Annotated in this window: 18 protein-coding genes and 2 pseudogenes; 13 read left to right on the top strand and 7 right to left on the bottom strand. The window is 67.0% G+C overall.

Annotated elements, in window-relative coordinates; genetic code table 11:
- The first annotated feature begins 232 nt into the window (after window positions 1–232).
- From IF12_RS0115210 to IF12_RS23170, 4 genes and pseudogenes are all read left to right on the top strand, one after another.
- Entirely contained in the window at window positions 233–973 is a 741-nt protein-coding gene (locus tag IF12_RS0115210) for an NUDIX domain-containing protein (RefSeq protein ID WP_231492613.1), read from the top strand.
- Window positions 970–2,196: a 5'-methylthioadenosine/S-adenosylhomocysteine nucleosidase gene (locus IF12_RS0115205; protein WP_081913629.1), complete on the top strand. Its 1,227-nt coding sequence runs from the start codon at window positions 970–972 to the stop codon at window positions 2,194–2,196. Before IF12_RS0115210 ends, IF12_RS0115205 begins: the two co-directional genes overlap by 4 nt.
- Window positions 2,193–6,674 carry a tetratricopeptide repeat protein gene (locus IF12_RS0115200; protein ID WP_030159775.1) on the top strand — a complete coding sequence of 1,494 codons (4,482 nt, stop codon included), beginning with the start codon at window positions 2,193–2,195 and terminating at the stop codon, window positions 6,672–6,674. The genes IF12_RS0115205 and IF12_RS0115200 overlap by 4 nt, the downstream gene beginning before the upstream one ends.
- A gap of 121 nt (window positions 6,675–6,795) precedes the next feature.
- Window positions 6,796–8,349 (top strand): annotated as a pseudogene (locus IF12_RS23170) (ISL3 family transposase).
- 40 nt (window positions 8,350–8,389) lie between these two features.
- Here the strand turns inward: IF12_RS23170 and IF12_RS25705 are convergent.
- Complete coding sequence (locus IF12_RS25705) at window positions 8,390–9,064, bottom strand: hypothetical protein (protein WP_133884310.1); 675 nt, start codon at window positions 9,062–9,064, stop codon at window positions 8,390–8,392.
- An 82-nt stretch (window positions 9,065–9,146) separates the two neighbouring features.
- On the opposite strand from IF12_RS25705, the pseudogene IF12_RS27275 reads away from it, so the two are divergent.
- The 4 genes and pseudogenes from IF12_RS27275 to IF12_RS0115175 all read left to right on the top strand — a co-directional run.
- A pseudogene (locus IF12_RS27275) lies at window positions 9,147–9,306 on the top strand (transposase); the annotation flags it as partial.
- A 114-nt stretch (window positions 9,307–9,420) separates the two neighbouring features.
- On the top strand, window positions 9,421–10,062 hold the full coding sequence (locus tag IF12_RS0115185; RefSeq protein WP_035749177.1) for a TetR/AcrR family transcriptional regulator: 642 nt from the start codon (window positions 9,421–9,423) through the stop codon (window positions 10,060–10,062).
- Complete coding sequence (locus IF12_RS24245) at window positions 10,059–10,799, top strand: DUF4097 family beta strand repeat-containing protein (RefSeq protein ID WP_051704434.1); 741 nt, start codon at window positions 10,059–10,061, stop codon at window positions 10,797–10,799. The genes IF12_RS0115185 and IF12_RS24245 overlap by 4 nt, the downstream gene beginning before the upstream one ends.
- Before the next feature lie 122 nt (window positions 10,800–10,921).
- On the top strand, window positions 10,922–12,010 hold the full coding sequence (locus tag IF12_RS0115175; protein ID WP_030159769.1) for an acyltransferase: 1,089 nt from the start codon (window positions 10,922–10,924) through the stop codon (window positions 12,008–12,010).
- Between the two features lie 205 nt (window positions 12,011–12,215).
- On the opposite strand, the gene IF12_RS0115170 is transcribed toward IF12_RS0115175, so the two are convergent.
- On the bottom strand, window positions 12,216–13,418 hold the full coding sequence (locus IF12_RS0115170; RefSeq protein WP_030159767.1) for a sulfotransferase: 1,203 nt from the start codon (window positions 13,416–13,418) through the stop codon (window positions 12,216–12,218).
- A gap of 1,159 nt (window positions 13,419–14,577) precedes the next feature.
- Here IF12_RS0115170 and IF12_RS0115165 point away from each other — a divergent pair.
- Window positions 14,578–15,138, top strand: coding sequence for a hypothetical protein (locus IF12_RS0115165; protein WP_030159765.1), 561 nt, complete (start codon window positions 14,578–14,580; stop codon window positions 15,136–15,138).
- Window positions 15,139–15,590: 452 nt separating this feature from the next.
- On the opposite strand, the gene IF12_RS0115160 is transcribed toward IF12_RS0115165, so the two are convergent.
- A complete protein-coding gene (locus tag IF12_RS0115160) occupies window positions 15,591–16,532 on the bottom strand; it encodes an NAD-dependent epimerase/dehydratase family protein (RefSeq protein WP_030159763.1) in 942 nt (313 codons plus the stop codon).
- An 89-nt stretch (window positions 16,533–16,621) separates the two neighbouring features.
- Between IF12_RS0115160 and IF12_RS0115155 the strand changes: the two genes are divergently transcribed.
- The gene (locus tag IF12_RS0115155; RefSeq protein ID WP_030159756.1) at window positions 16,622–17,305 is read left to right on the top strand and encodes a type 1 glutamine amidotransferase domain-containing protein; all 684 of its coding nucleotides are present in this window, start codon (window positions 16,622–16,624) and stop codon (window positions 17,303–17,305) included.
- Window positions 17,306–17,749: 444 nt separating this feature from the next.
- Here the strand turns inward: IF12_RS0115155 and IF12_RS0115145 are convergent, their stop codons facing one another.
- The gene (locus IF12_RS0115145; RefSeq protein ID WP_030159753.1) at window positions 17,750–18,076 is read right to left on the bottom strand and encodes an NAD(P)H-binding protein; all 327 of its coding nucleotides are present in this window, start codon (window positions 18,074–18,076) and stop codon (window positions 17,750–17,752) included.
- A 284-nt stretch (window positions 18,077–18,360) separates the two neighbouring features.
- Window positions 18,361–19,152, bottom strand: coding sequence for an SDR family NAD(P)-dependent oxidoreductase (locus IF12_RS0115140; RefSeq protein WP_030159751.1), 792 nt, complete (start codon window positions 19,150–19,152; stop codon window positions 18,361–18,363).
- A 118-nt stretch (window positions 19,153–19,270) separates the two neighbouring features.
- Between IF12_RS0115140 and IF12_RS0115135 the strand changes: the two genes are divergently transcribed.
- From IF12_RS0115135 to IF12_RS0115125, 3 genes are all read left to right on the top strand, one after another.
- On the top strand, window positions 19,271–19,759 hold the full coding sequence (locus IF12_RS0115135) for a MarR family winged helix-turn-helix transcriptional regulator (protein WP_030159749.1): 489 nt from the start codon (window positions 19,271–19,273) through the stop codon (window positions 19,757–19,759).
- Window positions 19,760–19,854: 95 nt separating this feature from the next.
- Window positions 19,855–20,214, top strand: a complete 360-nt coding sequence (locus IF12_RS0115130; protein WP_030159747.1) for a metalloregulator ArsR/SmtB family transcription factor — start codon at window positions 19,855–19,857, stop codon at window positions 20,212–20,214.
- 72 nt (window positions 20,215–20,286) lie between these two features.
- Window positions 20,287–21,720, top strand: coding sequence for an MFS transporter (locus IF12_RS0115125; protein WP_081913627.1), 1,434 nt, complete (start codon window positions 20,287–20,289; stop codon window positions 21,718–21,720).
- Window positions 21,721–21,981: 261 nt separating this feature from the next.
- Here IF12_RS0115125 and IF12_RS0115120 read toward each other — a convergent pair whose 3' ends face one another.
- On the bottom strand, window positions 21,982–22,473 hold the full coding sequence (locus IF12_RS0115120) for an HXXEE domain-containing protein (protein WP_030159742.1): 492 nt from the start codon (window positions 22,471–22,473) through the stop codon (window positions 21,982–21,984).
- On the bottom strand, window positions 22,474–23,430 hold the full coding sequence (locus tag IF12_RS0115115) for a cation diffusion facilitator family transporter (protein WP_051704433.1): 957 nt from the start codon (window positions 23,428–23,430) through the stop codon (window positions 22,474–22,476). It abuts the gene before it with no gap.
- Window positions 23,431–23,522 lie beyond the last annotated feature (92 nt).

The following is a 23,522-nucleotide window of genomic DNA, read 5'->3' as shown; positions in this document are numbered from 1 at the left end:
CCCATTACCAGCGAAAACACAAGCAACGCAACGGATTACGGCTGTCGTGCTAGACCCATCGACCAGCGAAAATAGCTGCGCTGCTTCCGAATTTGAGTCCAATGCCCAACTCAACCACTCGGGGTCGGCGGCTACGCCAACACGTCCGTCGAAACCGAACTTTGGAGGGGTTGCCTTGCTAAGCATCATCCTCTAATATTACTGTCATTTAGACAGTAATCAGAAGGTCTCAGTGCAGCAGGATGCAACAGAATCGTGGGTGCCGCCGGCGATCCCCATTGCGGTCGACCTGGTGATCCTGACCTTGCGCGAGTCCCGGTTCGACGTGCTGCTGGTTGAGCGCGGGATCGAGCCGTTCAAGGGCGGCCAGGCGCTCCCCGGTGGGTTCCTCAGCAGCGCAGGCGAGGACATTTATGACGCCGCCCTTCGCGAGCTGCACGAAGAGGCCGGACTCGACGGCTCCGCGTTGCACATCGAGCAGGTCGGCGCCTACGGCGCACCTGACCGTGATCCGCGCGGGCGGGTGCTGTCCGTGGCATACCTGGCCATCGCCCCCGGCCTACCCGAGCCTGTCGCGGGGACCGATGCCTCCGCGGCGGCATGGACTGCGGTCGACGACGTCCTTTCAGGCCATGTGAAGCTGGCCTTCGACCACTTGGCGATCGTTGAAGACGCCGTCGAGCGGGCCCGCGCCAAACTGGAACACACACCGCTCGCTACGGCATTCTGCGGCAAGAGATTCACGATCGCGGATCTCCAGCGCGTATACGAAGCCGTTTGGGGTGCCGATCTCGACCTGCGGAATTTCTACCGCAAGGTCCAGCGTGTCGAAGGCTTCATCGAGTCAACCGGAACCGAACGGCGCGAAGCCAAAGGGCGTCCGGCGCGACTGTTCCGCGCCGGCTCTGCCACCGCACTGCACCCCCCATTGACACGCCCCGACCGAACCCCCAGAGCCGAGGAACACCAATGAGCGACAAACGCACCGTCGTTATATTGACGGCGTTGAACACTGAATACATGGAAGTTCGACAACACCTCCGCAGCATCGAGCGGCACCGCCACAAAGCCGGAACGCTCTTCGAGGCGGGAAGCGTCGACGATTCCATATGCCGGATCGCCCTCTGCCTCACTGGGGTCGGCAATGCTCCAGCTGCAGTTGTCGCCGAGCGGGCGATCCAGGAATTCTCCCCTGTCGCCGTACTGTTCGTCGGAGTAGCAGGAGGACTTGGAAACGCTGTAGAGCTCGGGGATGTAGTAGTGGCCTCGCATGTGTACGCCTACCACGGTGGCACCAGCGAGGATGACGGCCTCAGAGCACGGCCCCGGACCTGGGAGACAGCACACCAACTTCTGCAGCTCGCCCAAGAGGTCGACCGCTCCGATACTTGGAGGCACCGCCTACCCCCTGAAACCAGCCCACCGAAGGTCCATTTCCGGCCGATTGCCGCCGGCGAGATCGTCCAGAATTCACGGATCTCGAACGAAGCCCTCTGGATCCGCGACCATTACAACGACGCGGCCGCCATCGAAATGGAGGCCGCCGGAGTCGCGCAAGCCAGCCACCTCAACGGCGCCCCCGCCGCGATCATCCGGGGCATCAGCGACCGCGCGGATGGCGGCAAGACCTCAGCCAACGACGCCAACTGGCAGCCACGCGCCGCCGCCAACGCCGCCGCGTTCGCCGTCGAACTCGCGGCAGCACTGATCAGCGACACCGCACTCGCAGCACCATCAACCGACCAAGCCGAGGAGCACCCCGTGAACCCGATCGAGGCTCTCGCTGTAGAGGGCGGCAATGAACTGGTCAAAGCCCTTGCCGCCGGACTCCTCGCATCGCTGAAGAAGATCCCGAAGCTATGGCGCCGTTCGGGAAAAGGCGATGAGGCGCGGATCAGCGAGAAACTGCACCACTCCGCCGCCGAACTCGCCGCAGGCGACGAAGCCACCCGCGATCGCGTCACCGAGGACTGGCGCACCGAGTTGCGCCATCTCCTCGAAGAGCACCCCGAGGCGCAGCACGAGCTGCGCAAGGTCCTCATCGCGCTCCAGCAACTGACCCCGTCGCAACCGCCGATCCAGCAGCACAACATCGCCAACGGCCAGGGAACCATCACCCAGGGCGTCATCGGAGGCAGCATCTACAACTACGGCCTGCCCAGCCAGGACACCGCTGATGGCGGGAGGCGATCGTGAACCTCGAGCGGCAACCTGGCGGCGAAACACCGCGTATCATCCAGAACGTTTACGCCTTCGGCGGCTTCGCCTACGGCGCGATCAACGCCGACGTGCACGTCCACGGCGACGGCCGCCCCGTCTACACCCTGGCCGAACACCGACCTCCAACCGGCGAGCCGAACCCGCGATGGAGACAGCAGCCCAGCCGACTTCTCGACGCGCAGTTCGGCGTCGTCCCCTTCACTGGCCGAGAGAGCGAACTCGCCGACCTCGCGGCCTGGCGGGACCAGGAAGACGACCTGGCGGTGCGCTGGCTCCACGGCCCCGGCGGGCGCGGCAAGACCCGCCTTGCCGGTCGGTTCGCGGAGCTGTCGGCCGCGGCCGGATGGAAGTTGATCGAAGTCCACCATGGCGGGCAGATCACCCCCGAATCCCAAGGCAGTCAAGACATACGCACTGGTGACCGGAAAGGCCTGCTGGTGCTCGTCGACTACGCCGACCGTTGGTCGATGCAGCACTTGGACTGGCTCTTCGCCAACCGGCTGTTCTCCCGTCAGACCCCGGTCCCGGTACGCGTCCTGCTGATCGCGCGATCAGCTCACTCGTGGCCCGCGGTGCGGAGCCAACTCGCCCGCCGCGGCGACACCTCCGCACAAGCGCTGGATGAGCTGCCTCATCGGGCTGGCGACCGCGAGCGCGTGTTCGACGCCGCCCGATCGCGTTTCGCACAGCTCTATGGGATCGACGACCCGAGCGTAATCCGCGAGCCGAGGGCACTAGGCCACTACGACTTCGGGCTCACCCTGACCCTGCACATCAGCGCCCTGGTCGGCGCCGACGCGCACATCAGCGGCCGCAGCGTGCCGGTCGACAGCGCGGGCCTCTCGGCTTACCTGCTCGACCGCGAACGCGAATTCTGGACGCGGCTCCACGAGAACGTCCGCGACGGACTGGAGTTCGTGACCAGCCCGATGGCAATGGCGAAGGTCGTGTACACCGCCGCCCTCACCGGAGCTGTCGAGCACGCTGTCGGCGTCGCGGCCGTCGCGCCGCTGTCGATCCCGGGGGGTCCGAGGCGCCTTCTCGACGACCACGGGTTCTGCTACCCGTCCAAGGATCCGACGCTGGTGCTCGAACCGCTCTACCCCGACCGGCTCGCTGAGGACTTCGTCGCTCTCCTCACCCCCGGCCACGGCAGCGCTGACCATTTCCCCGACCCTTGGACGACCTCGGCGCCGGCCGCGCTCCTGGCCGACCCGACCCGGCCCTGGACCCCGCGAGCGGTGACAGTGCTCGTTACCACCGCAGCCCGGTGGCCGCACTTGGCCAGGAAGGTCATGTACCCCCTGTTGCGCTCGGCGCCTGGACTCGCCGTCGCCGCTGGCAATGCCGCCTTGATCGCAATCGGTTTCGGTTCGACTCACCCCACGGACGAGAACGTCGACCCCGACCTCTTGGCCGTGCTGGAGGCGATCGAACCGCTACTCCCCAGCGGCAGCCGGTCCGGTCTCAACTCCGGCATCCTGGCGATAGTCGAACGCCTGACCGCGTACCGGCTCACGAAGGTCACCGACCTCGCCGAGCGCTCCCGGATGCTCCACAACCTTGGGCTGCATCGCTCCAACGCCGACCATCGGGTGGCGGCCGTGGAAGCATACGAGGAGGTCGTGGCCATCTACCGGAAGCTGGCGGCGACCGACATCGCTGTGGAGCAGACCAAGCTCGCCGGCGCGCTGAACAACCTAGGTATCGAACTGTTCTTCCTTGGCCGCAAGGAAAGAGCCCTCACCGCCGTCAAGGAAGGCGTGGCCCTGTTCCGCGAGCAGCTCACTGCCGGCCCCGCCGCCGATCGGGGCGGGCTCGCGGTCAGCCTGAACAACCTCGGCCTCGTGCTCGCCGGCATGCGGCGCTTCGAGGAGGCGCTGGCTGTCGGCATGGAGGCCATCGACCTGTGGTCGAACGAGGAGGATCCCGGCAAGCGAAGCCACTTCCTGGCGAAGTGCCTTCTCAACCAATCGATCCAGCTGTCCGGCCTCGGCCGCAGGGGCGAGGCCCTCGACGCGGCCGAGCAGGCGGTCGCTCTGAGCCGCAGTCAGTTCGAGGCGCATCCATCCAACTACCGCACCGACCTCGCCGTGGCTCTCATCGAGCGCGGCATCCGCCTGACCGAGCTCAGCCGCCGGGACGAGGCACTAGCCGTGTTCCGTGAGGCCACGCCCCTGTATCAGCCCGATGCACCCGAAGCAGTCTCACAAATGCTCCTGAACTTCGGCGCCCAGCTGACCGACCAGCAGCGATATGCGGACACCGCCGTCCTTTCGCAGTGGGCAGCCGACCTCGACGAGCGCGCAGACGATCTCAATAGCAAGGCCGCGGCGCTACTCAACCTGGGCCTCGGCCTGGAGCGGTCCGGACGCGCCGCCGAGGCGGTCGCTGCTTGCAAGGAGGCCGTCGACATCCTCCACCGGATCGGGGACCGCAAGCTCGAGATGGTGGCGCTGACCAACTACGGCTCCGCCCTGATCAAAGCCCAGCGGTACGAAGAGGCCGTGACCACCTGCCAGCGTGCTCTCAACATCAAGCTGGCGATAGGGGAAGGGGCCACGCCCGCCGACGGGAGGCCCTTCTACAACCTGGCCCGCGCGCTGTTCGAAGTGGGTCAGGTCGAGGAGTCGATCGAATTCAGCCGCCAGGCCGCCGAGAGTTACAAAGAGAGCGGCCATCAGTCGGAAGAGGCGGACTCCTTGGAGCACCTCGGCGACGGACTGTACAAAATGGGGCGATTGGCCGAAGCTGTGCCCGCGTATGAGCGGGCTGCCGCCCTTCAAGCCGCCTACGACCGCACTCGCGAGGGCAGGCTCGGCGCCAGGCTCGGCGTCATTCTGCTCAACCTCGGACAGTTTCAGGAGGCGCTGGTCCCGTTGCGGCGCGCCGAGGAGATCCTTCGAAGCACGGGCGACCGCGACAACCTGCCAAGCGTGCTGACCAACCTCGGGGCCGCCCTCGCCTCCGTCGGACGGGCCGAGGATGCCGTGACTGTATGCGAGGAGGCGGCCGCCATCTGCCGCGAGATCGGTGCCCGCGACCGAGAAGCGATGGCGCTGCGTAATTTGGGCAACGCGTTCAACGAGCTGCAACGGTCCGAGGAGGCCGCAGGGGCTTTCGGCCGCTCCGCAGATCTATTCGCGGGCGTCGGCGACCGCACCTTGGAGCGGCAGACGCGGCACCACCTAGGCATCGCGAGCTTCTCAGCGGGCCGCTTTGAGGAGGCCGCCGCCGCTTACCGGCGTGAACTCGAAATCGGCCGAGGCGAACTTGACCCCTCCGGCCAGGCCGGCGCCCTCGTCGGTCTCGCGGCCGCGCTCGGGTACGCCGAGCACTTCGAGGAGGCCGCTGCAGCCGGGAACGAGGCAGCCGACCTCTACCGGAACCTGGGCGACCATCGCAACGAGGGCTTCGCTTCGAGCCGCGTCAGGGAGGCGCTCGAAGGCTTGAACCGGACGGACGAGGCCATCCTCGCGGGCCGACGCACTGTCGCCGCCTACCGGAGCGCGGGGGCTCTCGCCGAAGAAGGCAAGGCGCTAGGAGAGCTCTCCAACCTCCTGAGGTCAGGCGGTCAGTACGAGGAATCCGTCGCCGTCAGCCGCCGGGCCGCCGCAATTTTCCAGCGGACCTGCGACGGCCGACGCGAGAAACTGGCGCTGAACAACCTAGCCCTGGCGCTTTACGGCCTTGGAGAGACCCGCTACAAGCAGCGACGGTACGAGGAGTCGGTCGCCGCCAACCGCGAAGCCGGGGCGCTTTTCGAACCGCTGGGCATGCCCGACGTCCAAGGCTCGGCGTTGCTCAACGAATGCTCCGCGTTGATGGAGCTCCAAAGGTTCGCCGAAACTGTCACCGCCGCCCAGCGGGCCGCGGGCATCTACGGGCAGATTGGTAGTCTCCCACTCTACGAGGCGAGGGCCCTGCGACTGCTCGGCGACGCCCTCATGGGCCTGGAACGATACGAGGAGTCCATAGTCGCCCTCAGACGAGCGGTCGACACATACGGTCGGACCGAAAATCTCGGGGAACGGGCGATGAGCCACCACCTCCTCGGCGCCGCACTCCACAGGGGCGGACTGGTCGAGGCGTCCCTCCGTGCGTTCATGGCGGCGGCGAATGATTACCGCGAGGTGGGCAACCACGACAACGAGGCCGCGGCGCTGAGAAGCCTCGGGATGAACCTCATGAAGCTCGGACGCTACGAAGAAGCCACGCCCATCACAAGGCGGCACTTCGAGCTCGCTCGAGCATCTGGCGACCACGAGCAGGAGAGCATCGCGCGAATGATGCTCGGTGCCATGCTCGTCGACACGAATCACCTCGAGGAGGGCATCGCCTTCAACCTGGAGTCCGCGGCCTTCTTCCAGGCGATTGGCAACCACAGCATGGAGCAGGCCGTCCTTGGTTTCGTTGAGACTGCCAGGCGAAAGCAAAGTCGTTCCAACCCATAGTAGCCAAGTCGCCGCACAGTGCGTTCCAGATAGCCTGCGACACCAGGGCTCCGTCGGGGAGTGTCAGGAAGTTGGCTCTGTCGCACTTTTGGTGGTCACGAAGAGTGATCGGGGATGATCGATCTGGTGTAGCAGCAACGAGATCACAGGAATAGTCTTCTCAGGACTATCGAGATTGGATTTTCAGAGGTCCACTGACCTGGGTGATCGCATCTTGATCCAGGCGAGAACCGGAGAAGGCCCGGCGGCGTGCCTCGATTGCGGTTCCCCCTCGGCGCGCGTGCATGCGTTCGAGGAGCGAACGGTGGCGGATCTGCCGGTCGACGGACGCCCGGTGACTGTGGCGGTGCACGTGAGGCGGTTGCGCTGCCAGAACTCCGGCTGCGGGCGCCGGACGTTCCGCGAACAGGTCCCCGGGGCGCTCGAACGCTATCAGCGCCGGACGGTCCGGCTCGCAACCCAACTGGGTGCGGTGGTTCGTGAGCTGGCCGGACGCGCGAGCCAGCGGACCCTGTCTGCCCTCGCCATGGAGATCTCGCGTCACACCGCGATCCGGATCCTCATGCGCCTCCCGCTGCCGACGCGTCCGGTCCCGGTCGTGCTCGGCGTGGACGACTTCGCTCTCAAACGACGCCTGCGCTACGCGACCGTCCTGATCGACGCCGCCACCGGCGCCCGCGTCGACGTCCTACCCGACCGGAAAGCCGACACCGTCCAGACTTGGCTGAAGGCGCATCCGGGCGTCGAAGTCGTGTGCCGCGACGGTTCGGCCGCCTACGCCCAGGCCGTCACGAATGCCCTCCCCGACGCGGTCCAGGTCGCCGACCGGTGGCACGTGTGGAAGAACTACGCCGAAGCCGCACTCAAAGAAGTCCGCGCACATGCCGCCTGCTGGGCCAAGGGCGGCCCCGCATCGACCGCGACGAAGCAGGCCTGGAACACGCTCGAACGATGGCATGCCGTCCACGACCTCGTTGACAAGGGCGCCGGACTCCTCGAATGCGCCCGCCGCCTGCAGCTCTCGCTTAACACCGTCAAGCGCTACGCCCGGGCCGCCGAGCCCGAACGGCTCCGCTCGGCCCCGTAATACCGGACCACCCTGGTCGACCCCTACCGCGACTACCTACGCGAACGCCGCAGGGCCGAGCGCGCCGTGGCCGTGGCGCAGCTGCTGCGGGATATCAAGGTACTCGGCTACACCGGGACCTCGAACCTGCTGCACCGCTACATCAACCAGGACCGGGTCGAAGCCGACCGCCGCCCGATCTCCCCGCGCAGCCTCACCGGCCTGATCCTCACCGACCCCGCCCACCTCAGCGACAAGCAGCGCGGACTGCTCGACGAGATCACCGGCCGCTGCCCCGAGATGAAGGCCCTGACCGGGCACACCCGGAACTTCGCGACGCTCCTTCGTCCCGCAGCCGGCAACGCTGACCGGCTCGAAGCGTGGATCGACGCCGTCCGGGCCGAGGACCTGCCGCACCTGCATTCCTTCACCCGCGGCCTCGACCAGGACCGGGCTGCCGTTGCCGCCGCCCTCACCCTCCCGTTCCACAACGGCCGCACCGAGGGCGTCAACACAAGGACCAAGCAGCTCATGCGCCAGATGTACGGACGGGCCGGCTTCGAGCTCCTCCGCCACCGAATCCTGCTCAGACTCAATCACCCTTCGTGACCACCGAAAGTGCGACAGAGCCATCTTTCTGACACCTCCGTCACCGGTAGGTAGCCATGGAATCAACCTTGAGCCATCGGTGAGATCGGGCGACGCTGAGGAGCGACTTCGGCACGTGAGCAGTAACGACCGATGCTACGTCCTGAGGGGTCCGAGTTCGTGGCCTGGTCGAACGGACATCTGGTGCGCGGATTTCAATCAAGGCTGCCAGCTCAGCATCGTTCGTCTCACCGGTAACCGGCCGTGCGCTTAGCCAGCCGCTCTGAGCAATCTGCTCTGCTGCGCGGAGTACGGTTCGGCGGCGAGCTTCTGGCAGCTCGCCGATAACATCAGACCAGAGGGATAGAAGGTTCGAAATCACTACGCCATCCGCTACGCTCCACAGCGCCAGAGCCCATTCCGCCCGTCCCAGTTCGTCCTTGACTGTGGCGAGTTCTTCTTGCCACCACTCCGTGTTCTTGGAATGCTCGCGAGTCTGGGCAACCAACTCGGACGGATGTGATGTCTGTCCAAATGCTGACGCTCCGGGCCGCTTCGAATATCCAAGATTCAACGGAGCTGCAGCACCAATGATTGCAATTTCGGAGGCAAGCCAGCACCGCCCGGCATGTTCGAAGAGTGCTGTCGCGGTGTTCACCCAAGGGAAGGTACTAAACTTCTGCCCTGCCTTGAATATTCGTTCCCGAGCGATGCGCTCATAGGGCGTATTAGCCATTCTCAGTTGCTTAGAGCGTGTCTCAGTTGGTGTACAAGGTGTCTCGTATGGATCTGGTGTGGATGAGTTCTCCAAGCGCCTTGTGCCTGATGGGTTGTGGGAGATCACCGAGCCGCTGCTCCCGGCCTCGCCGAAGCGAGCCCAGGGCGGCCGGTATCCCGCGAGTCGATGACCGGCAGGTGTTCTGCGCGATCGTGTACGTGTTGACGACCGGCTGCGCCTGGTGGCACTTGCCTCCGACCCTCGTCGCCGCCCTCACCTGCTACAAGAAACTCGCTAACCGAGACACGCTCTGAAGATCCGCGTTTTCAATACTGGAAAGTATTCAATACTCGTGAGTATGCTACGGTTCAGTCATGATCGACTCCAACACGCCTGCCGTCGCCAGACGGACACCGCGCGCCGAGGTCCGACGGCGACTCCGTGAGGCTGCTGCACAAGAGTTTGCCGAACGCGGCTACAGCGAGAGCCGCTTGGAGGACATCGCCGCTCGCGCCGGATTCACCAAGGGCGCCGTCTACTCCAACTTCGAGTCCAAGCAGGAACTCTTCGGCTCGGTCCTAGCCGACCGTGCCGACACCGAGCTCAGCGCGGTCATGGAGCACCTGCACGGTGTCGACGACATCAAAGGGGCCGTTGCCGGTGCGGCCAGGCTCGTCGCCAGCGAAATCACCGGCGACATCGAACGCGGCCAGCTCGGTCTCGAGTTCGCCTCGCGGGCCAGGCACGATGAGCAGGTCCGGGCGGTCCTCGCTCCGCTCCGTCGGTCCCAGCGGCAGGCCGCTGCCGAGGCTATCGCCGCCGTGGCCGAACGGCTGGGCGGCGGCACCGCCGTCGATCCTGAGATGGCCGGGCTCATCGTCCACTGCCTGAGCAACGGCCTGTCGATGGAGCACGCCGTCGATCCTGAGCGCGTCGACGCCGCGGCCGTCGAGGCGGCCATCAGCGCCACGCTCACCGCGCTCATCGCCCCCGAGCGACCCGGAGAGAACCGATGAGGGTCGCGCCGATCGCGGCAGCCATTGGATTCGCCCTGACCGCGGCACTCGGCGGGTGCGCGACCGGGACCGATGACAGCATTTGGAACCTCGGCGCGTTCAGCGGCGAGCTGACCATCGAGGTCGCGGGCGCCGACCTCGACATCCGCGAGGCCGAGCCCGGCGATGCGGACGATGCCATCACCGTCACGCGCCACGTCACAGCCGGCCGCGAGGTCGAGGCCGGACCGGTCCTCGACGACCAGCGCCTCGATCTGACCGCCGACTGCGGCTTCAGCTTCTTCGGGGACTGCACGATCCGCTACGAGATCACCGTCCCGCCCGCGACCCCGGTAACCGTCGAGGGCGAGAACGGCTCGGTCACCGCCATCGCCCTCGGGGCCGCGACGACCGTCAGCACCGACAACGGCGCGATCACGATCGAGGAGGCCGCAGGTCCACTCGACCTGCGCACCGACAACGGCGCGATCGCCGTCACCGACGTCTCCTCCAAGAGCGTCGAGGCCGTCTCCTCGAACGGCACCGTCGACCTCAGTTTCGGCACGGTCCCCGACCTGGTGCGCGTCACCACCGAGAACGGCGCGGTCACCGTCGCAGTTCCCCCGGCCGACTACCAGGTCACCACAACGACCGACAACGGCGCCATCGACAACGACCTCGCCGGGACCGACACCAGTCCTCGCCGCGTCGACATCACCACCGAGAACGGCGCCATCAGTCTGCTCACCGCCGATTGACCACCCAAGAGCGATCGCACCCGCGCACCCTTGACCACCGGGCCGATGTGTGTTGCTCCCGATTCCTAGGCGACTGACCAGGATCGCCGCCCCCGCACCTTCCCCCCGAAAGGCACTGGGCCATGCGCAAGGACTACATCGACTGGCTACGCAACCTCGCCATCCTCTATCTGATCCCCTACCACAGTGCCCGTATCTTCGACGATCGCAACGACTTCTACATCAAGGGCGAACCCAACGCCGTCGCTGACGTCATTGTCTCCTCGTCGTACTGGTTCATGCCGCTGCTGTTCCTGCTCTCCGGCGTGTCGAGCCGCTACGCCCTCCGGAAGCGGACGGGCGGCGAGTACGCACGCGAGCGATTCGCCCGGCTGCTGGTGCCGTTCCTATTCGGCTGCCTGCTGATCGTCCCGCCCCAGGCGTACTACGCGATGAGGTTCCACCTCGGCTACAAGGACGACTACCTGGACTTCCTCGTGAAGTACTTCACTGACTTCTCCGATTGGTCCGAGTACGCCGGCGGCATCTCACCGGCGCACCTGTGGTTCATCCTGTTCCTGCTCGTCATCTCACTCGCACTCTTGCCGCTGATGACCCGGCTGGGGCACCACGACCGGCTGCCGCGCCCGCTGCGTGGCGCGGGCCTGGTCATCGTTCCGTCCCTTGCTTTGGCCGCCCTGGCGATGCTGCCTGATCTCAGCGGCAAGAACATCTTTGTGTACGCCGCCTATGTCCTGCTCGGCTTCCTCATCGCCTCCGACGACGCCGTCCTCGACCGACTCGAACGCTCCCGCAGGACGTTCCTGGCCCTCGCATTGCTCGGGGCCGCAGGCATCGCCGTCGAACTCACGGTCCTCGGCCCGCAATCGGGCCCGCTCACGGAGGCATGGCGAGCCGCCGCTACCTGGGTGACGCTGCTGGCGATGCTCGGTTACGGCAAGCGCTACTTCAACGTCCACTCGAAGTTCACCGCTTACTTCAATCCGGCGGCCTTCCCCGTCTACATCGTGCACCAGACCATCTTGGTCGCCGTCGCCTTCTACGTCGTCGGCGTCATCGACCACGGGCCGATCCCCTATGCGCTCATCGCCATCGGCACGCTCGGGCTGAGCTTCGGCACCTATGAGGTCATCCGCAGAACCGGGCCCAACCGGTTCATGTTCGGACTCAAGAACACAACGCCGGCCTCGAAGGCCGTCCGAGCACGGTAGCAAGGAACGATCGCCAGCCTCGGTGACCGGGGACGTCCTGGTCGCCGAGGCGCAAATCCGATGCGGCCCACCTGCTACAAGAAACTCGCCAACTGAGACACACGGTCCAATTGGACGCCAGTCGCGATCGTGGTGAGCGGATGCGGCTGTGGCTGATCGAGGACCGCGCACGCCGCCCGGTTGGAGAATCGCTTGTGGCGCCGCGCTAACGGATCGAGTTGACGAGTTTCGTGTAGTCGCCGAACGCCTCGTCGACCATGTCGGAGTCGAGGCCGTAGCGTTCGAGCGTGTACTCGTGGTTGCGGCGCATGCCGGGCCGCGCGAGCACGGTCTCAAGGTTGCCCTCCTCGCGGAAGGTCCAGTCGAGGCCGAGCCGCTCGAAGATGCGGGGGAGTAGTCCGTACGGGTCGGCGGTGAGCTGGTGGTACGACACGTCGATCATCCGCTCTTTCGGGATCTCCAGGCGCGACATGCGGCCCTGCTCGACCATCCACGACAGGGAGTCGAGCCACTCGCGGCCGATCTGGTGGAGGTCGAGGTGCCGGTTGCACAGGGCCGTACCGGTCTCCACGAGCGAGCACCACGAGCCCATCACGGTCTGCGGGTCGCGGTGTGTCCACATGATGTGGGCGTCGGGAAAGACCTTGAGGAGCGCGCCCAGATTGTACAGGTGGAACGGGGACTTCAGGACCCAGCGCCGCGGCCGATCGCCGGTTTGGAGCACCTGGAGGAACTCCTTGAGGTACTGGTAGTCCGGCACGAAGTCCCGCTGCGCCAGCCACTCCCGGTACCCGTCGAGCTTGAAGCGGGTGCCCCACTGGAGGCCGTGCGGGAGGGAGAGCACGCATTCCTCGGGGGTCTCGGCGGTGCTGGGGTGGATGGTCTCCCAGATCGGGGTGATGACGTTGACCGCCGCGGAGATCCGGCGGGCCTTCTTGAGGCGCTGTTCGCGCAGGTTTGGGTCGATGTCGAACCGGTCGGCGTGGTGGAACTCCCACATCATCGGCGCGCGGTTGCCCTCCGGTGCGGCGATGACCTTGTGCGCCAGTGTGGTCGCGGTCCGCGGTAGGCCAACGACCACGATCGGCCGGTCGATGGGCTGGTGGGCGATCTCGGGGTGGTCGGCGTGGAGGCGTTTGATCCGCAGCCGGTTCTCCATGCGCATCTGGAGTTCAGACACCGTCGCGGCCCAGCCCAGGTAGGAGATGTCGTGGACCTGCGCGAAACGGCGCATCAGTTCCCGGTAGTCCACGATGAACGCGGGGTCGATGTCGGCGCTCGCGCCTGCGGCTTGCTCGGCCTTCGCCAGTGCCTGCGCGAAGGCCTTGTCCGGGTTCTTCACCGCCCGGGACAGGGCGGGGGACATCACGGCGTTCAGGGGCTTGACCCAACCGGCGACACGGCGCATGGGGGTACGTCCTCTCGGGGCAGTGGAACGAACGCGAGTCAGTCTCTCACGGTCATGTTCGGACGCCGTCCTGGGCGGCAGTGCGGGCCCGCAGTTCAGCCCACCGTTGATAGCGCGTCTCGGTTGACTCTCAACGGGTCTGGCGTAGATCTAGCGTGGATGAGTACAGCCAACTCAGGCTGTCGGTGTCGTAGACGGTGCCGGTGCCGCGAAGACGCGGCATCGGCACCGCGTCTATCAGCCGGCCGCTCAACGTCTCGCTCGGCCGCCCACTCGGCGAACATCGCCTCGGCCAAGGGCTTGTTGATCCTCGCTTTGTTCGCTCTCGCCATCGGCGCACCGGGCACCCTGCTCGGCATCGGCCCGATCACCTGGGGCTGGGTGACCGCAGGCGTGGGGTCCTGCTCATCACCGCCACGGTCCTGCACCTCACCGCCCGCGCCAGGTACCGCCGTGACTAGCGCGACGGAGACGGCGAAGTCGCGACCGTCCCCCGAGGAGTACCAGCGCATCGAAGACGGTTCCCTTGCCGCCAAGCCCGAGCCCAGAAGGCCGGAGAACGCCGCTTCCGAGCAAGCGTGGGGAACCGATGCGGCTGAACACGATTGCCTTACGGGACCGTCGAAGGCAACGACGCAACAGTGGCCGATCCTGCAATCAGGTCGCCGCGGACGGTCGCGCCGTAGCCCACGAATTGGTCCTCGAATCGGAGCTTATCGAGCGAAGACGCGCTTCGATGCTTCCGGCTCGACCCGACCGTCGCGCGGTGCATCGATGAAGGACACTCGGTCGGCGCGGCAGTGGAGCGCGGTGGTGTTGCAGTTGGTGATGTTGGCCGCGAAGCGTTTGCGGGCCGCACCGAGCCTTGGGCGTGGAGGTCCCTGCTTTACGGTCAGTCTTGTTCAAATTCGGTCTCGTAGGGCCCGTCGGCAGGTCGTAGGCGAGGTCCCAAGTCGTTTCCTCGAAACCGGGGATGACGCGGATGCCCCTCACTCTAGCTGCAACGGTCCAACTTCGACGCACCACTTACGAGGCTCATGTCTGCTACCGTCAACCCAACGCCCCCACGGCATGAAACCCGGTGTTCAGTCTCCGGGGTGGAACTTCACCGGTCCCGATCACGGGCAGAGTGGACAAAGCTCCCACGAGAGGAACGATCTTGTCCCTGAAGACGTTTACCAGTGCCGTACTTGTCGGCGGGCTCCTGGTCCTGACGGCAGCCTGCGGCGACGACGAGCAGACAACCGAGCCTGACGGCATGGGCGAAACCACTGCGGAAGCTGCGGCGCAGCCTGAGGCGGTTGCCGAGGATTGCCCGATCAGCGAGTCCGAGCTCTCCGACATCACCGGACTCGACTGGGTGATGGAGCAGCGGCTCACCGATCATCCATTGGAGACGAATGAGACTGTCTCTGCCACCGTCTGCCTCTTCACCACGGGCCAGGACGAATATGGAGACCCGTACTCGCTGCGCACCGATGTGGTGAGCGATGCCGACGCCCCCACCATCTGGAGCGAGTTCGAGAGCCTGTGTGCCGACAACAGCGGTTCTAGCCTGGCCGGCGCGGACGGCCAGAGCCGGGTGTGCGACCGCAACGGCAGCATCATCGAAGGCGTCACCCAGGACGGTGTCGTGAGTGCCTACGTGGTGAACGCGGACGCCGAGTTCGCGGCGCAGTTGACACCTGTCTTCGATCAGGTCCTGTCGGCGATGAGTTGACCTGATGATTTCATGGCCATTGGTCACGTTGGGGTGTAGTGGCCCGGAAAGTGCCTTTCTAACTGCGATGATTTTGGTGCTGACGCCAGAGTGGACATCGCAGAGTAGGGCATTTCGAGGGTGAAGACCGCCGAGACACGATGGCGGTTGCGGGAAGGCGAGGATCTCGGTGGGTTGGTCGGACGGGTCGGGACGCGCTTCGCCGAGGTGGCCGACCGGAGTGGCGCTAAGAGACTGACGTCGTGGAGGGCGCAGCCCAGTCGGATTGGCCGTCGGGCAGCGCCCGCGAGCGGGAGATGCCTCCCGCACCCTCGCTCGGGCGCGCTCAACTGCGTTGGCGGCGTGATCCGGTTTTGAAAGGAACTGCACCCGACGCTTTCCGACACGTTTGCTTGCCGCGGGCATGCCGCTTGGTCGCACCACGATGGCGGTGGCTCGTGCATGTGGCCTGGTCAGGTCGCGGGTGTGTGGCCGGTTTCGGAGCGGATGAGGTCGAGTCCGGTGCGGTAGTCGGTGATCGCGAACTGCGGGAACCTGGTCGTGAACTTCGTGGCGTCGAAACGGTTGTCGTGCTCGTATCGCGGCAGGAGCTCACGCAGTTCCCGTACCTGCGGGGAGAACACCCCTGCCAGTTGCAGTGCCCATTTGGGGATCACGGCGTACCCGCCGTCGCGGTCGAAAGTTGCCGCGGCCAAGGCGACGAACTCGCGGTAGGTGGGCCGGTCCTCGCAGACCGGCAGGTGCCAGGTCTGCCCGAACGCATCCGGTGTATTCCCCAAGGCCGCGAGCGCTCGGCTGGCGTCGGGGGTCCAGATCAGGGTGCGTCGGCGGTCGTCCCGCACCGGCACGCGGGGTTTCTTGCCGGCCTTGAGGTTGTCGATGATCAAGGCGTTGGTGAAGCTCTGCGTCCTGCCCGGGCCGTAGAACTCCGGAGCGCGGCCGATGAGGGCCGGGATGTCGCCGCGGCGCATCTCGTCGAGCACCATCGAGGCCATGGCCGCGCGGACGCGGCCTTTGCGGCCGAGTGGCGCGAACGGGGTGTCCTCGGTCTGGACGCGGTCGTCTTGGGGGTACATGTAGGTGTTGTCGAAGTAGGCGAACTTCGCACCTGCGGCGCGGGCCGCGTCCAGCGCGTTGCGGAGCATGGTGGGGAACTGCTGCTCCCACAGCCGGGTGTTCGGCGGCAGCCCTGCCGTGAAGTAGACGATGCTGCTGCCCTCGACGGCCGCGGTAGTCTGCTCGGCGTCGAGCAGGTCGGCCGACACGAGGACGTCGGTGGGATTGACTTTGCGCGGGTTGCGGCTGACCAGCCGCAGGTCGGTGGTGTAACTCTGGTGAAGCTGCCGTGCGAGTTCCACCGCGATCTGCCCGTTCGCCCCCAGGATTGTCTGCATACCTGACCTCGACCTCCGATGCGTGAACTCTTCCGGGGGAGCGTATCGCGGGAGTACGCTCGTCCCGACCGGATCGGGGAGGCATTTCCATGACCAAACGCATCCTGCATGTCGTCACGAACGTCGGTCACTACGACGATCCGTCCCACCCCACCGGCCTTTGGCTCTCTGAACTCACCCACGCGTGGGCGGTCTTCGAAGAGCGCGGCTTCACGCAGGCCCTCGTCAGCCCGCGAGGCGGGGCCGCCCCACTGGAGCCGCGGTCGCTGAAGTTCCCGAACTACGACAAGACCGCGAAGGCCTGGCACGCCGACCCGGCGCGCATGACACTGCTGGAGGACACCGCGCACCCCGACGCGATCGACCCGGCCGAATTCGACGCCGTCTACTTCACCGGCGGGCACGCCGTGATGTACGACTTCCCCGACAGCGAAGGCCTGCAACGCATCACGCGAGAAATCTGGGAACGAGGCGGCATCGTCTCCTCGGTGTGCCACGGTTACTGCGGCCTGCTCAACACCCGGCTCTCGGACGGGTCGCTTCTGGTCGCCGGGCGCAAGGTCACCGGTTTCGCCTGGCGCGAGGAGGTGCTCGCCAGGGTCGACAAGCTTGTGCCGTACAACGCCGAAGAGGAGATGCGGCGGCGCGGCGCGCGTTACGAGAAAGCCAAACTGCCCTTCGTCTCCTACACCGTGGGCGACGGCAACCTGGTCACCGGACAGAACCCCCAATCCGCGAAAGCGACCGCAGAGCACGTCGCCGCGCTCCTCTGAGCCGATCAGATCGCATGAGGGTTCATGCGAAGGTGAAGGCCACAGGGCCCCAGCAGGCGAGAGTGGCCGCGATATAGGGCGTTCGCCGAAAGCGGCGACGCTGACACGGAGGGTCTCGCTCATCATGCATGCGCTCGTGTCGAATCGATCGGTGCTTACGATCCACTTTCGATGGTCACGAAGGCGGGCATCGAAGAGCTCGCCGGGATCTATGCGCAATGCGGCGAGGTGGTCGACCGCGATGTGGATTTCGAGCCCGTCGAGGTTCACGCGCCGGCGTTGTTCACCAGTAGGTGCACGGCGTCAGATCTGTTTCTGGAGTGCGTCCGCGCGGGCGACCGTGACCACGGGCGCGCCGGCCCGCGCGAGTTCAAATGCGACCCGGTCCATCCCGCCGGTCGCGCCGGTGACGGCCGCTACCTTTTCCTTCAGCGGGGGCCGTGCTCATCGGTGGATCCTCGGACAGCCCTGCACGAAGCGGGGGTCCTCCGCCTCGCCGACGATGGACGTGGCGAGGTCGCCCAGGCCGATCGAATGCCGGAGCTTGATCGGGAGCTGCTCGCCGACTCCGTACCTCCCGGTGGCTTTGGCGTACTTCGGTGCTGGAGGACGCACGCTCGTCCAGTCCAGATCGGAGCCGGTGATCAACGGCTCCATGGACTCCTTGTCCTTCAGCTTCTCGGCGACGCCGGTCCAGGTCGCGAGCGAGTACAGCGAGCGGTCGCGGGATTCGGGCACGCCGTGCGCGGCTCGATCGGCCGTCTTCCCCATGACAGCCCGCCTCGGGAGGATGGGGGTGAGAACAAAGTAGTCGGTCCGGCCAGGTGCCGACGGCGGTGTCTAGAGGGGTCGATCCGCGACGCCGTGTTCTATCGTGGCCCGATAGTAGATCGGCCCGAGCGCGGCAGCGGCCTCGGCACCTATATGGAGGTCGACTTCGTCGCGTTCGTGTGTCGGCGAATGCGGGGGCGAGTCATTCGGCCAGCAGTCGCGTGGCCTGGGCCGACCTGGCCGACCGAGTGACGCCGGTCACCACGTTTGCGGGGCCGGCGGGGTCAGAGGAGCGTTGTCAGGGCTCCTCCGTCGGCGCGTAGTGCCGCGCCGTTCGTGGCCGATGCGCGGGGGCTCGCCAGATAGGTCGCGAGGCTCGCTATCTCGGCCGGCTCGATGAACCGCTGTAGTAGGGAAGTCTGGTTCCCCGCCGCGATCGCGTTCTTAAGGTCGGTTGCGGGCATCGCCTGCGCCTGTGCGATCTGCTCGACCGCCTGGGCGACGCCCTCGGAGTACGTCGGCCCGCCGACGACGGTGTTGACCGTGACCTGGGTTCCCCGGGTGAGCTTGGCCAGCCCGTTGCCGAGGGCCAGCATGCCGGCCTTCGTCATGCCGTAGTGCGTCATGTCGGCCGGCACGTTCACGCCCGACTCGCTCGCGATGAAGATGATCCGGCCCCATCCACGGTCGATCATGCGGCCGAGCACGTGTCGGGAGAGCCGAACGCCGCTCATGACGTTGACGTCGAAGTAGCGCTGCCAGTCCGCATCCGAGATGTCCGTGAAGTTCTTGACCTCGAACACGCCGACGTTGTTGACGAGGATGTCGACGTCGCCCAACTGATCGAGCAGGTGCTGGATCTGCTCCGGTTTCTCGAAGTCCGCCGCGATGCCCGTGACGTCCGCGCCGGGAACCGCTGTTCGGAGGCTGTCGATCGCCGCCTGTACACGAACCTCGCTGCGTCCGTTGACGACCACGGCGGCGCCCTCGTTGAGCAGTGCCTCCGCGATCGCGTAGCCGATGCCCTGCGTCGAGCCGCTTATGAAAGCTCGCCTGCCAGTCAGTTCCAGATCCATGATGTCCGTCTCGCTCGGGCCGCGCTGCGGCGATTACTTGCTCAGTCAAGTGAATGCTAGGCCGCTTCACTTGACTGAGCAAGTCAATCCGAACGGACCGTCCGGTAGGCTGCCTCACATGACGACTCCCGATACTCCTACTGCTCTCGTCGGCGAGGATCTCGAGACTTGGGCCGCGCTGGCCACCGTCCTGGAGTGGTTGCCCGCGGCACTCGACAGCCAGCTCCAACGAGACGCCCAGTTGACGCACTTCGAGTACGGCGTCCTCTACGCGCTCGCGAACGCACCGGACAGCACGCTCCGGATGAGCGTTCTGTCCGGCTACGCGAACAGCTCCCTCTCACGCCTGTCCCGGGCGGTCACACGTCTGGAGTCCAGGGGATGGGTGAGGCGGGAACCCGATCCCGTCGACGGACGCTTCACGCTCGCGATCCTGACCGATTCCGGACGCACGAAGGTGGACGAGGCCACGCCCGGCCACGCGCAGACCGTTCACCGCCTGGTCCTCGACCGCCTGACCAAGCCGCAGGTCCGGCAGCTGCGCGAGATCAGCCGCCGCATCACCCGCGCGATCGGCGACGGGCAGGAGTGGGAACCGCCGAGGTGATGGAGGCGTTCGTCTGAGTCCCCTTCGCTCTCCGGCGGGCGTTCTCCTTCTTCTGCGGGGCGCTTTGGGGTCGGCGGGGGTTCTAGGATGGGTTCATGCCCGATCGCCAGGAGCAGGCTCCTGCACCCCAGTTGCATCACGCCGCTCCCAGCACCGAGCAGTTCGCCACCGCCGCAGCCGTATTCGCGCTCCTGGCCGACCAGACGCGTCTGCAACTGCTCTGGGCCCTGGCCGAGGGCGAGGCCGACGTGACCGCGCTGGCCGCGGCGACCGAGGCGGCGCGTCCGGCGGTGAGCCAGCATCTGGCGAAACTGCGGCTTGCCGGGCTGGTCAACTCGCGCCGCGAAGGCAGGCGCGTGGTCTACTCGATGACCGACGGGCATCTGCGCAGGCTCGTGCTCGAAGCGCTCAGCCGCGCCGATCACCAGGTCACCGGCGAGCCCTGGCACGCGTAGATGTCATGTGCGCAATTGCGCACATATATGTTACGGTTCGATGCTTACCCGCTCCGGACCGAGGACCGCACCGTGCTCGCCGTACTGCGCCACCGCACCTACCGCCACCTGTTCGCCGCCCAGGTCGTCGCCCTCACCGGCACCGGCCTGGCCACCGTCGCGCTGAGCCTGCTCGCCTTCGACCTCGCCGGCGCCGACGCGACCGCGGTGCTCGGGACGGCGCTGGCGATCAAGATGCTCGCCTACCTGCTCATCGGGCCGATCGCCACCGCTCTGGCCGACCGCCTGTCCCGCCGGACCCTCATGGTCGCGATGGACCTCGCCCGCGCGGCCGTGGCGCTCGCGCTGCCGTTCGTCACCGAGGTCTGGCAGATCTACGTGCTCGTCCTGGTCCTGCAATCGGCCTCGGCCGCGTTCACACCGGCCTTCCAGGCGACCATTCCCGACGTGCTCGGCGACGAGGACGAGTACACCAAGGCGCTCTCGCTCTCCCGGCTGGCCTACGACCTGGAGAGCCTGTTCAGCCCGGCCTTGGCGGCGGTGCTGCTGACCGCGGTCGGCTACCAGTGGCTGTTCACCGGGACCACCCTCGGCTTCGTGGCCTCGGCCGTCCTGGTCGCCTCGGTGGTCCTGCCCCGGCTCGCCCCGGCCCGGCATGAGCGAAGGCGCTGGGAGCGAACGACACAGGGCTTCCGGATCTACCTGGCCACGCCCCGGCTGCGGGCGCTGCTGCTGATGCACCTGGCGGTGGCCGCCGCGACCGCCATGGTCGTCGTCAACACCGTCGTCCTCGTGCAGAACACGCTCGGAGGCGACCGTACCGCTGTGGCGATCGCGCTGGGCGCCTACGGGAGCGGCTCGATGCTCGCCGCGCTGCTGCTGCCGCGACTGCTGCGCCGCCTCACCGACCGGCAGGTCATGGTCCCGGCGGCGTTCACGCTCGGGGCGGTCCTCAGTGTCAGCGCGGCCCTGCTGCACTTGAACCTCCTGGGGTGGGCGGGTCTGCTCGCGGCCTGGGCACTGCTCGGGGCCGCCACGGGCGCCATCCTGACGCCGACCGGCCGCCTGGTGACCGCCTCCGCCTCCCCGGGCGACCGCCCCGCCGCGTTCGCCGCGCAGTTCTCCCTCTCGCACGGCTGGTTCCTCATCACCTATCCGGTCGCCGGATGGCTTGCGGCCCAGGCGGGCATGGGCACCGCGGCGGCCGTACTGGCGGTCGTCGCCATGGCCGCGGCGTCGGCGGGCCTCGCGTCTTGGCCCGCCCGTGAATCCACGGCCCTCGCGCACGTCCACGCCCGGCTCAGCCCGCAGGACCCGCATCTCGCGGACGCCCGCCCGACCGATCGCGGATGGGCCCACACGCACGACTTCGTCATCGACCCCTTGCATCACCGCTGGCCCGCGACGGCGACCGCTTTGCCGTGCGACGAGGAGCGGGCGGCCTGGCCAAGGACCGCGACTCCGGTTCCCGACGAACCCGCCCGAGTCGCCTCCGCTCGACGCTGACCAGGCGGCACGCGGTGCGGCACCGGCGAAGCTCGGCACGCCAGGAGTGAAGGCGCGGCACGGTCCTTGACGCCTCCGGGGCCTTCGAGTTCGGTCCAGAACCCGTTCGGTCCCGGGGCGAATTCGGTGTCGATGTTCAGGCCGGCGTGTCGCCGGAGCGGGATCGGGAAGGCACGGGAAGGTCTACGGCGGGTATGGCGATGCCGCGTCGGACGCGGCCCGGTGCTGGAAGACGCAGCGGTGTGCGAGGGTCCGATCCGGTCAGAGGAAGAGGAACCCGATCGTTGCGGCGGCGATGAGCGCCCCGATCACCGCTGCCGCCGCGACCTGGCGGCCGGTGGCGATGCGGTGCCTTCGGGCCCAGACCAGGTAGTACACGGTCGCGGGGATGCTCACGGTCGCGCCGGTGACTGCTCCCGGGGAGTAGTCGCCGGTCCCGGCCCACACGGTCAGGTGGAACAGGGCGTTGAGGCCGAACTGGATCTGGAAGGCGGTGGCGAGCACGACCCAGACGCGGCCGCCGGTCCGCATCGCCCGCCAGCCGGTCAGGCCGACCAGGAGGATCAGCGGGATGTGGTAGGCCGCGAAGGCGCCGGTGGTCTCGGGTCCGAAGTGCGCGCTCGCCCAGGCCGCGAAGCCCGGCAGCTCTTCGAGGGTGTGCACCACGTACACCGCGTACGGCAGCAGGAACGGCCACTCCGCTTGCGGCTGCGCCCGGGTCGGCCGGGCGGTGCTGATCGGGAGGGTGATCATTCAGTTTCCTTGCGCCGAAACGCTGTTCGTGCCGGTGGTCGTCGGGGGCGGGCAGCGGCCCGGTTCGTCGCAGTCGGCGTGGTCGGCGGGTTCGACCTGGACGGTGGCGTGGGTGATGCCCCAGTCCTCGCGCAAGAGGTGCTGCGCCCGGTCGAGCGCGGCGTGGTCGTCGGTGCCGGGCTCGGTGACCAGGTGCGCGGTGGCCACGTGCATCCCGGAGGTGAGCGTCCACAGGTGCACGTCGTGGACCTCGCGGACGCCCGGGATCGCCGCGAGGTCGTCGGCGACCTTGGCCGGCTCGATGCCCGGGGGCGCGTGCTGCGCGAGGATCGCCAGCACCTGGCGTCCGAGGGGGAGCGCGCGGGCGACGATGAACACGCCGATCGCCAAGGCCACCCCAGTGTCCCAGGCGGCCTGCCCGGTGACCGCGACCATGATTCCCGCGATGATCACGCCGACCGAGCCCGCGGTGTCGGCGACGACTTCGAGGTAGGCGCCCTTGACGTTGAGGCTCTCGTCGGCGCCCGAGCGCAGCAGGAGCATCGCGGCGATGTTGGCGCCCAGGCCGAGCGCGCCGACGACGAGCATCGGGCCCACCTGGATCTCCGGCTCCGAGCCGATGCGCCCGACCGCTTCGATGACGATGTAGACCGCCATGCCGAGCATGATCAGGACCGCGAACCCCGAGGCGAACATCTCGGCCCGGTAGGAGCCGTAGGTGCGGCGCCCGGTGGTGTCGGGCCTGGTGGCGAGGCGGGTGGCGACCAGGGCCGCCGAGAGCGTGATCACGTCGGCGGCCATGTGCCCGGCGTCGGAGAGCAGCGCCAGCGAGCCGGAGAGCAGGCCGAAGACCAGCTCGACGACGAAGAAGGCGCCGATCACGGCGAGTGCCGCCCGCAGTCGCCAGGCGTGTCGGCCGCCCGCGTGCCCCGGTGCATGGTCGTGTGCGTGTCCCATGGGTTCCTAACCTTGAAAATCAATATCATATTGCAATGCGTGCATGTATAGGTTGGAGGTTACGCGGCTTCGCACGCCGAGTCAAGCGGAAC

Source organism: Glycomyces sp. NRRL B-16210, assembly GCF_000719515.1.
In the GTDB taxonomy this organism is placed as follows: Bacteria; Actinomycetota; Actinomycetes; order Mycobacteriales; family Micromonosporaceae; genus Glycomyces.
The sequence above is the reverse complement of the archived record's forward strand: the minus strand, read 5'-3'. Positions and strand labels throughout refer to the sequence as shown.

Bases quoted from the DNA above. Each gene is read 5' to 3' on its own strand.
- IF12_RS0115205 (WP_081913629.1), top strand. From the start codon at position 970: ATGAGCGACAAACGCACCGTCGTTATATTGACGGCGTTGAACACTGAA.
- IF12_RS25705 (WP_133884310.1), bottom strand. From the start codon at position 9,064: ATGGCTAATACGCCCTATGAGCGCATCGCTCGGGAACGAATATTCAAG.
- IF12_RS0115185 (WP_035749177.1), top strand. From the start codon at position 9,421: ATGATCGACTCCAACACGCCTGCCGTCGCCAGACGGACACCGCGCGCC.
- IF12_RS24245 (WP_051704434.1), top strand. From the start codon at position 10,059: ATGAGGGTCGCGCCGATCGCGGCAGCCATTGGATTCGCCCTGACCGCG.
- IF12_RS0115175 (WP_030159769.1), top strand. From the start codon at position 10,922: ATGCGCAAGGACTACATCGACTGGCTACGCAACCTCGCCATCCTCTAT.
- IF12_RS0115170 (WP_030159767.1), bottom strand. From the start codon at position 13,418: ATGCGCCGTGTCGCCGGTTGGGTCAAGCCCCTGAACGCCGTGATGTCC.
- IF12_RS0115160 (WP_030159763.1), bottom strand. From the start codon at position 16,532: ATGCAGACAATCCTGGGGGCGAACGGGCAGATCGCGGTGGAACTCGCA.
- IF12_RS0115155 (WP_030159756.1), top strand. From the start codon at position 16,622: ATGACCAAACGCATCCTGCATGTCGTCACGAACGTCGGTCACTACGAC.
- IF12_RS0115145 (WP_030159753.1), bottom strand. From the start codon at position 18,076: ATGGGGAAGACGGCCGATCGAGCCGCGCACGGCGTGCCCGAATCCCGC.
- IF12_RS0115140 (WP_030159751.1), bottom strand. From the start codon at position 19,152: ATGGATCTGGAACTGACTGGCAGGCGAGCTTTCATAAGCGGCTCGACG.
- IF12_RS0115135 (WP_030159749.1), top strand. From the start codon at position 19,271: ATGACGACTCCCGATACTCCTACTGCTCTCGTCGGCGAGGATCTCGAG.
- IF12_RS0115130 (WP_030159747.1), top strand. From the start codon at position 19,855: ATGCCCGATCGCCAGGAGCAGGCTCCTGCACCCCAGTTGCATCACGCC.
- IF12_RS0115120 (WP_030159742.1), bottom strand. From the start codon at position 22,473: ATGATCACCCTCCCGATCAGCACCGCCCGGCCGACCCGGGCGCAGCCG.
- IF12_RS0115115 (WP_051704433.1), bottom strand. From the start codon at position 23,430: ATGGGACACGCACACGACCATGCACCGGGGCACGCGGGCGGCCGACAC.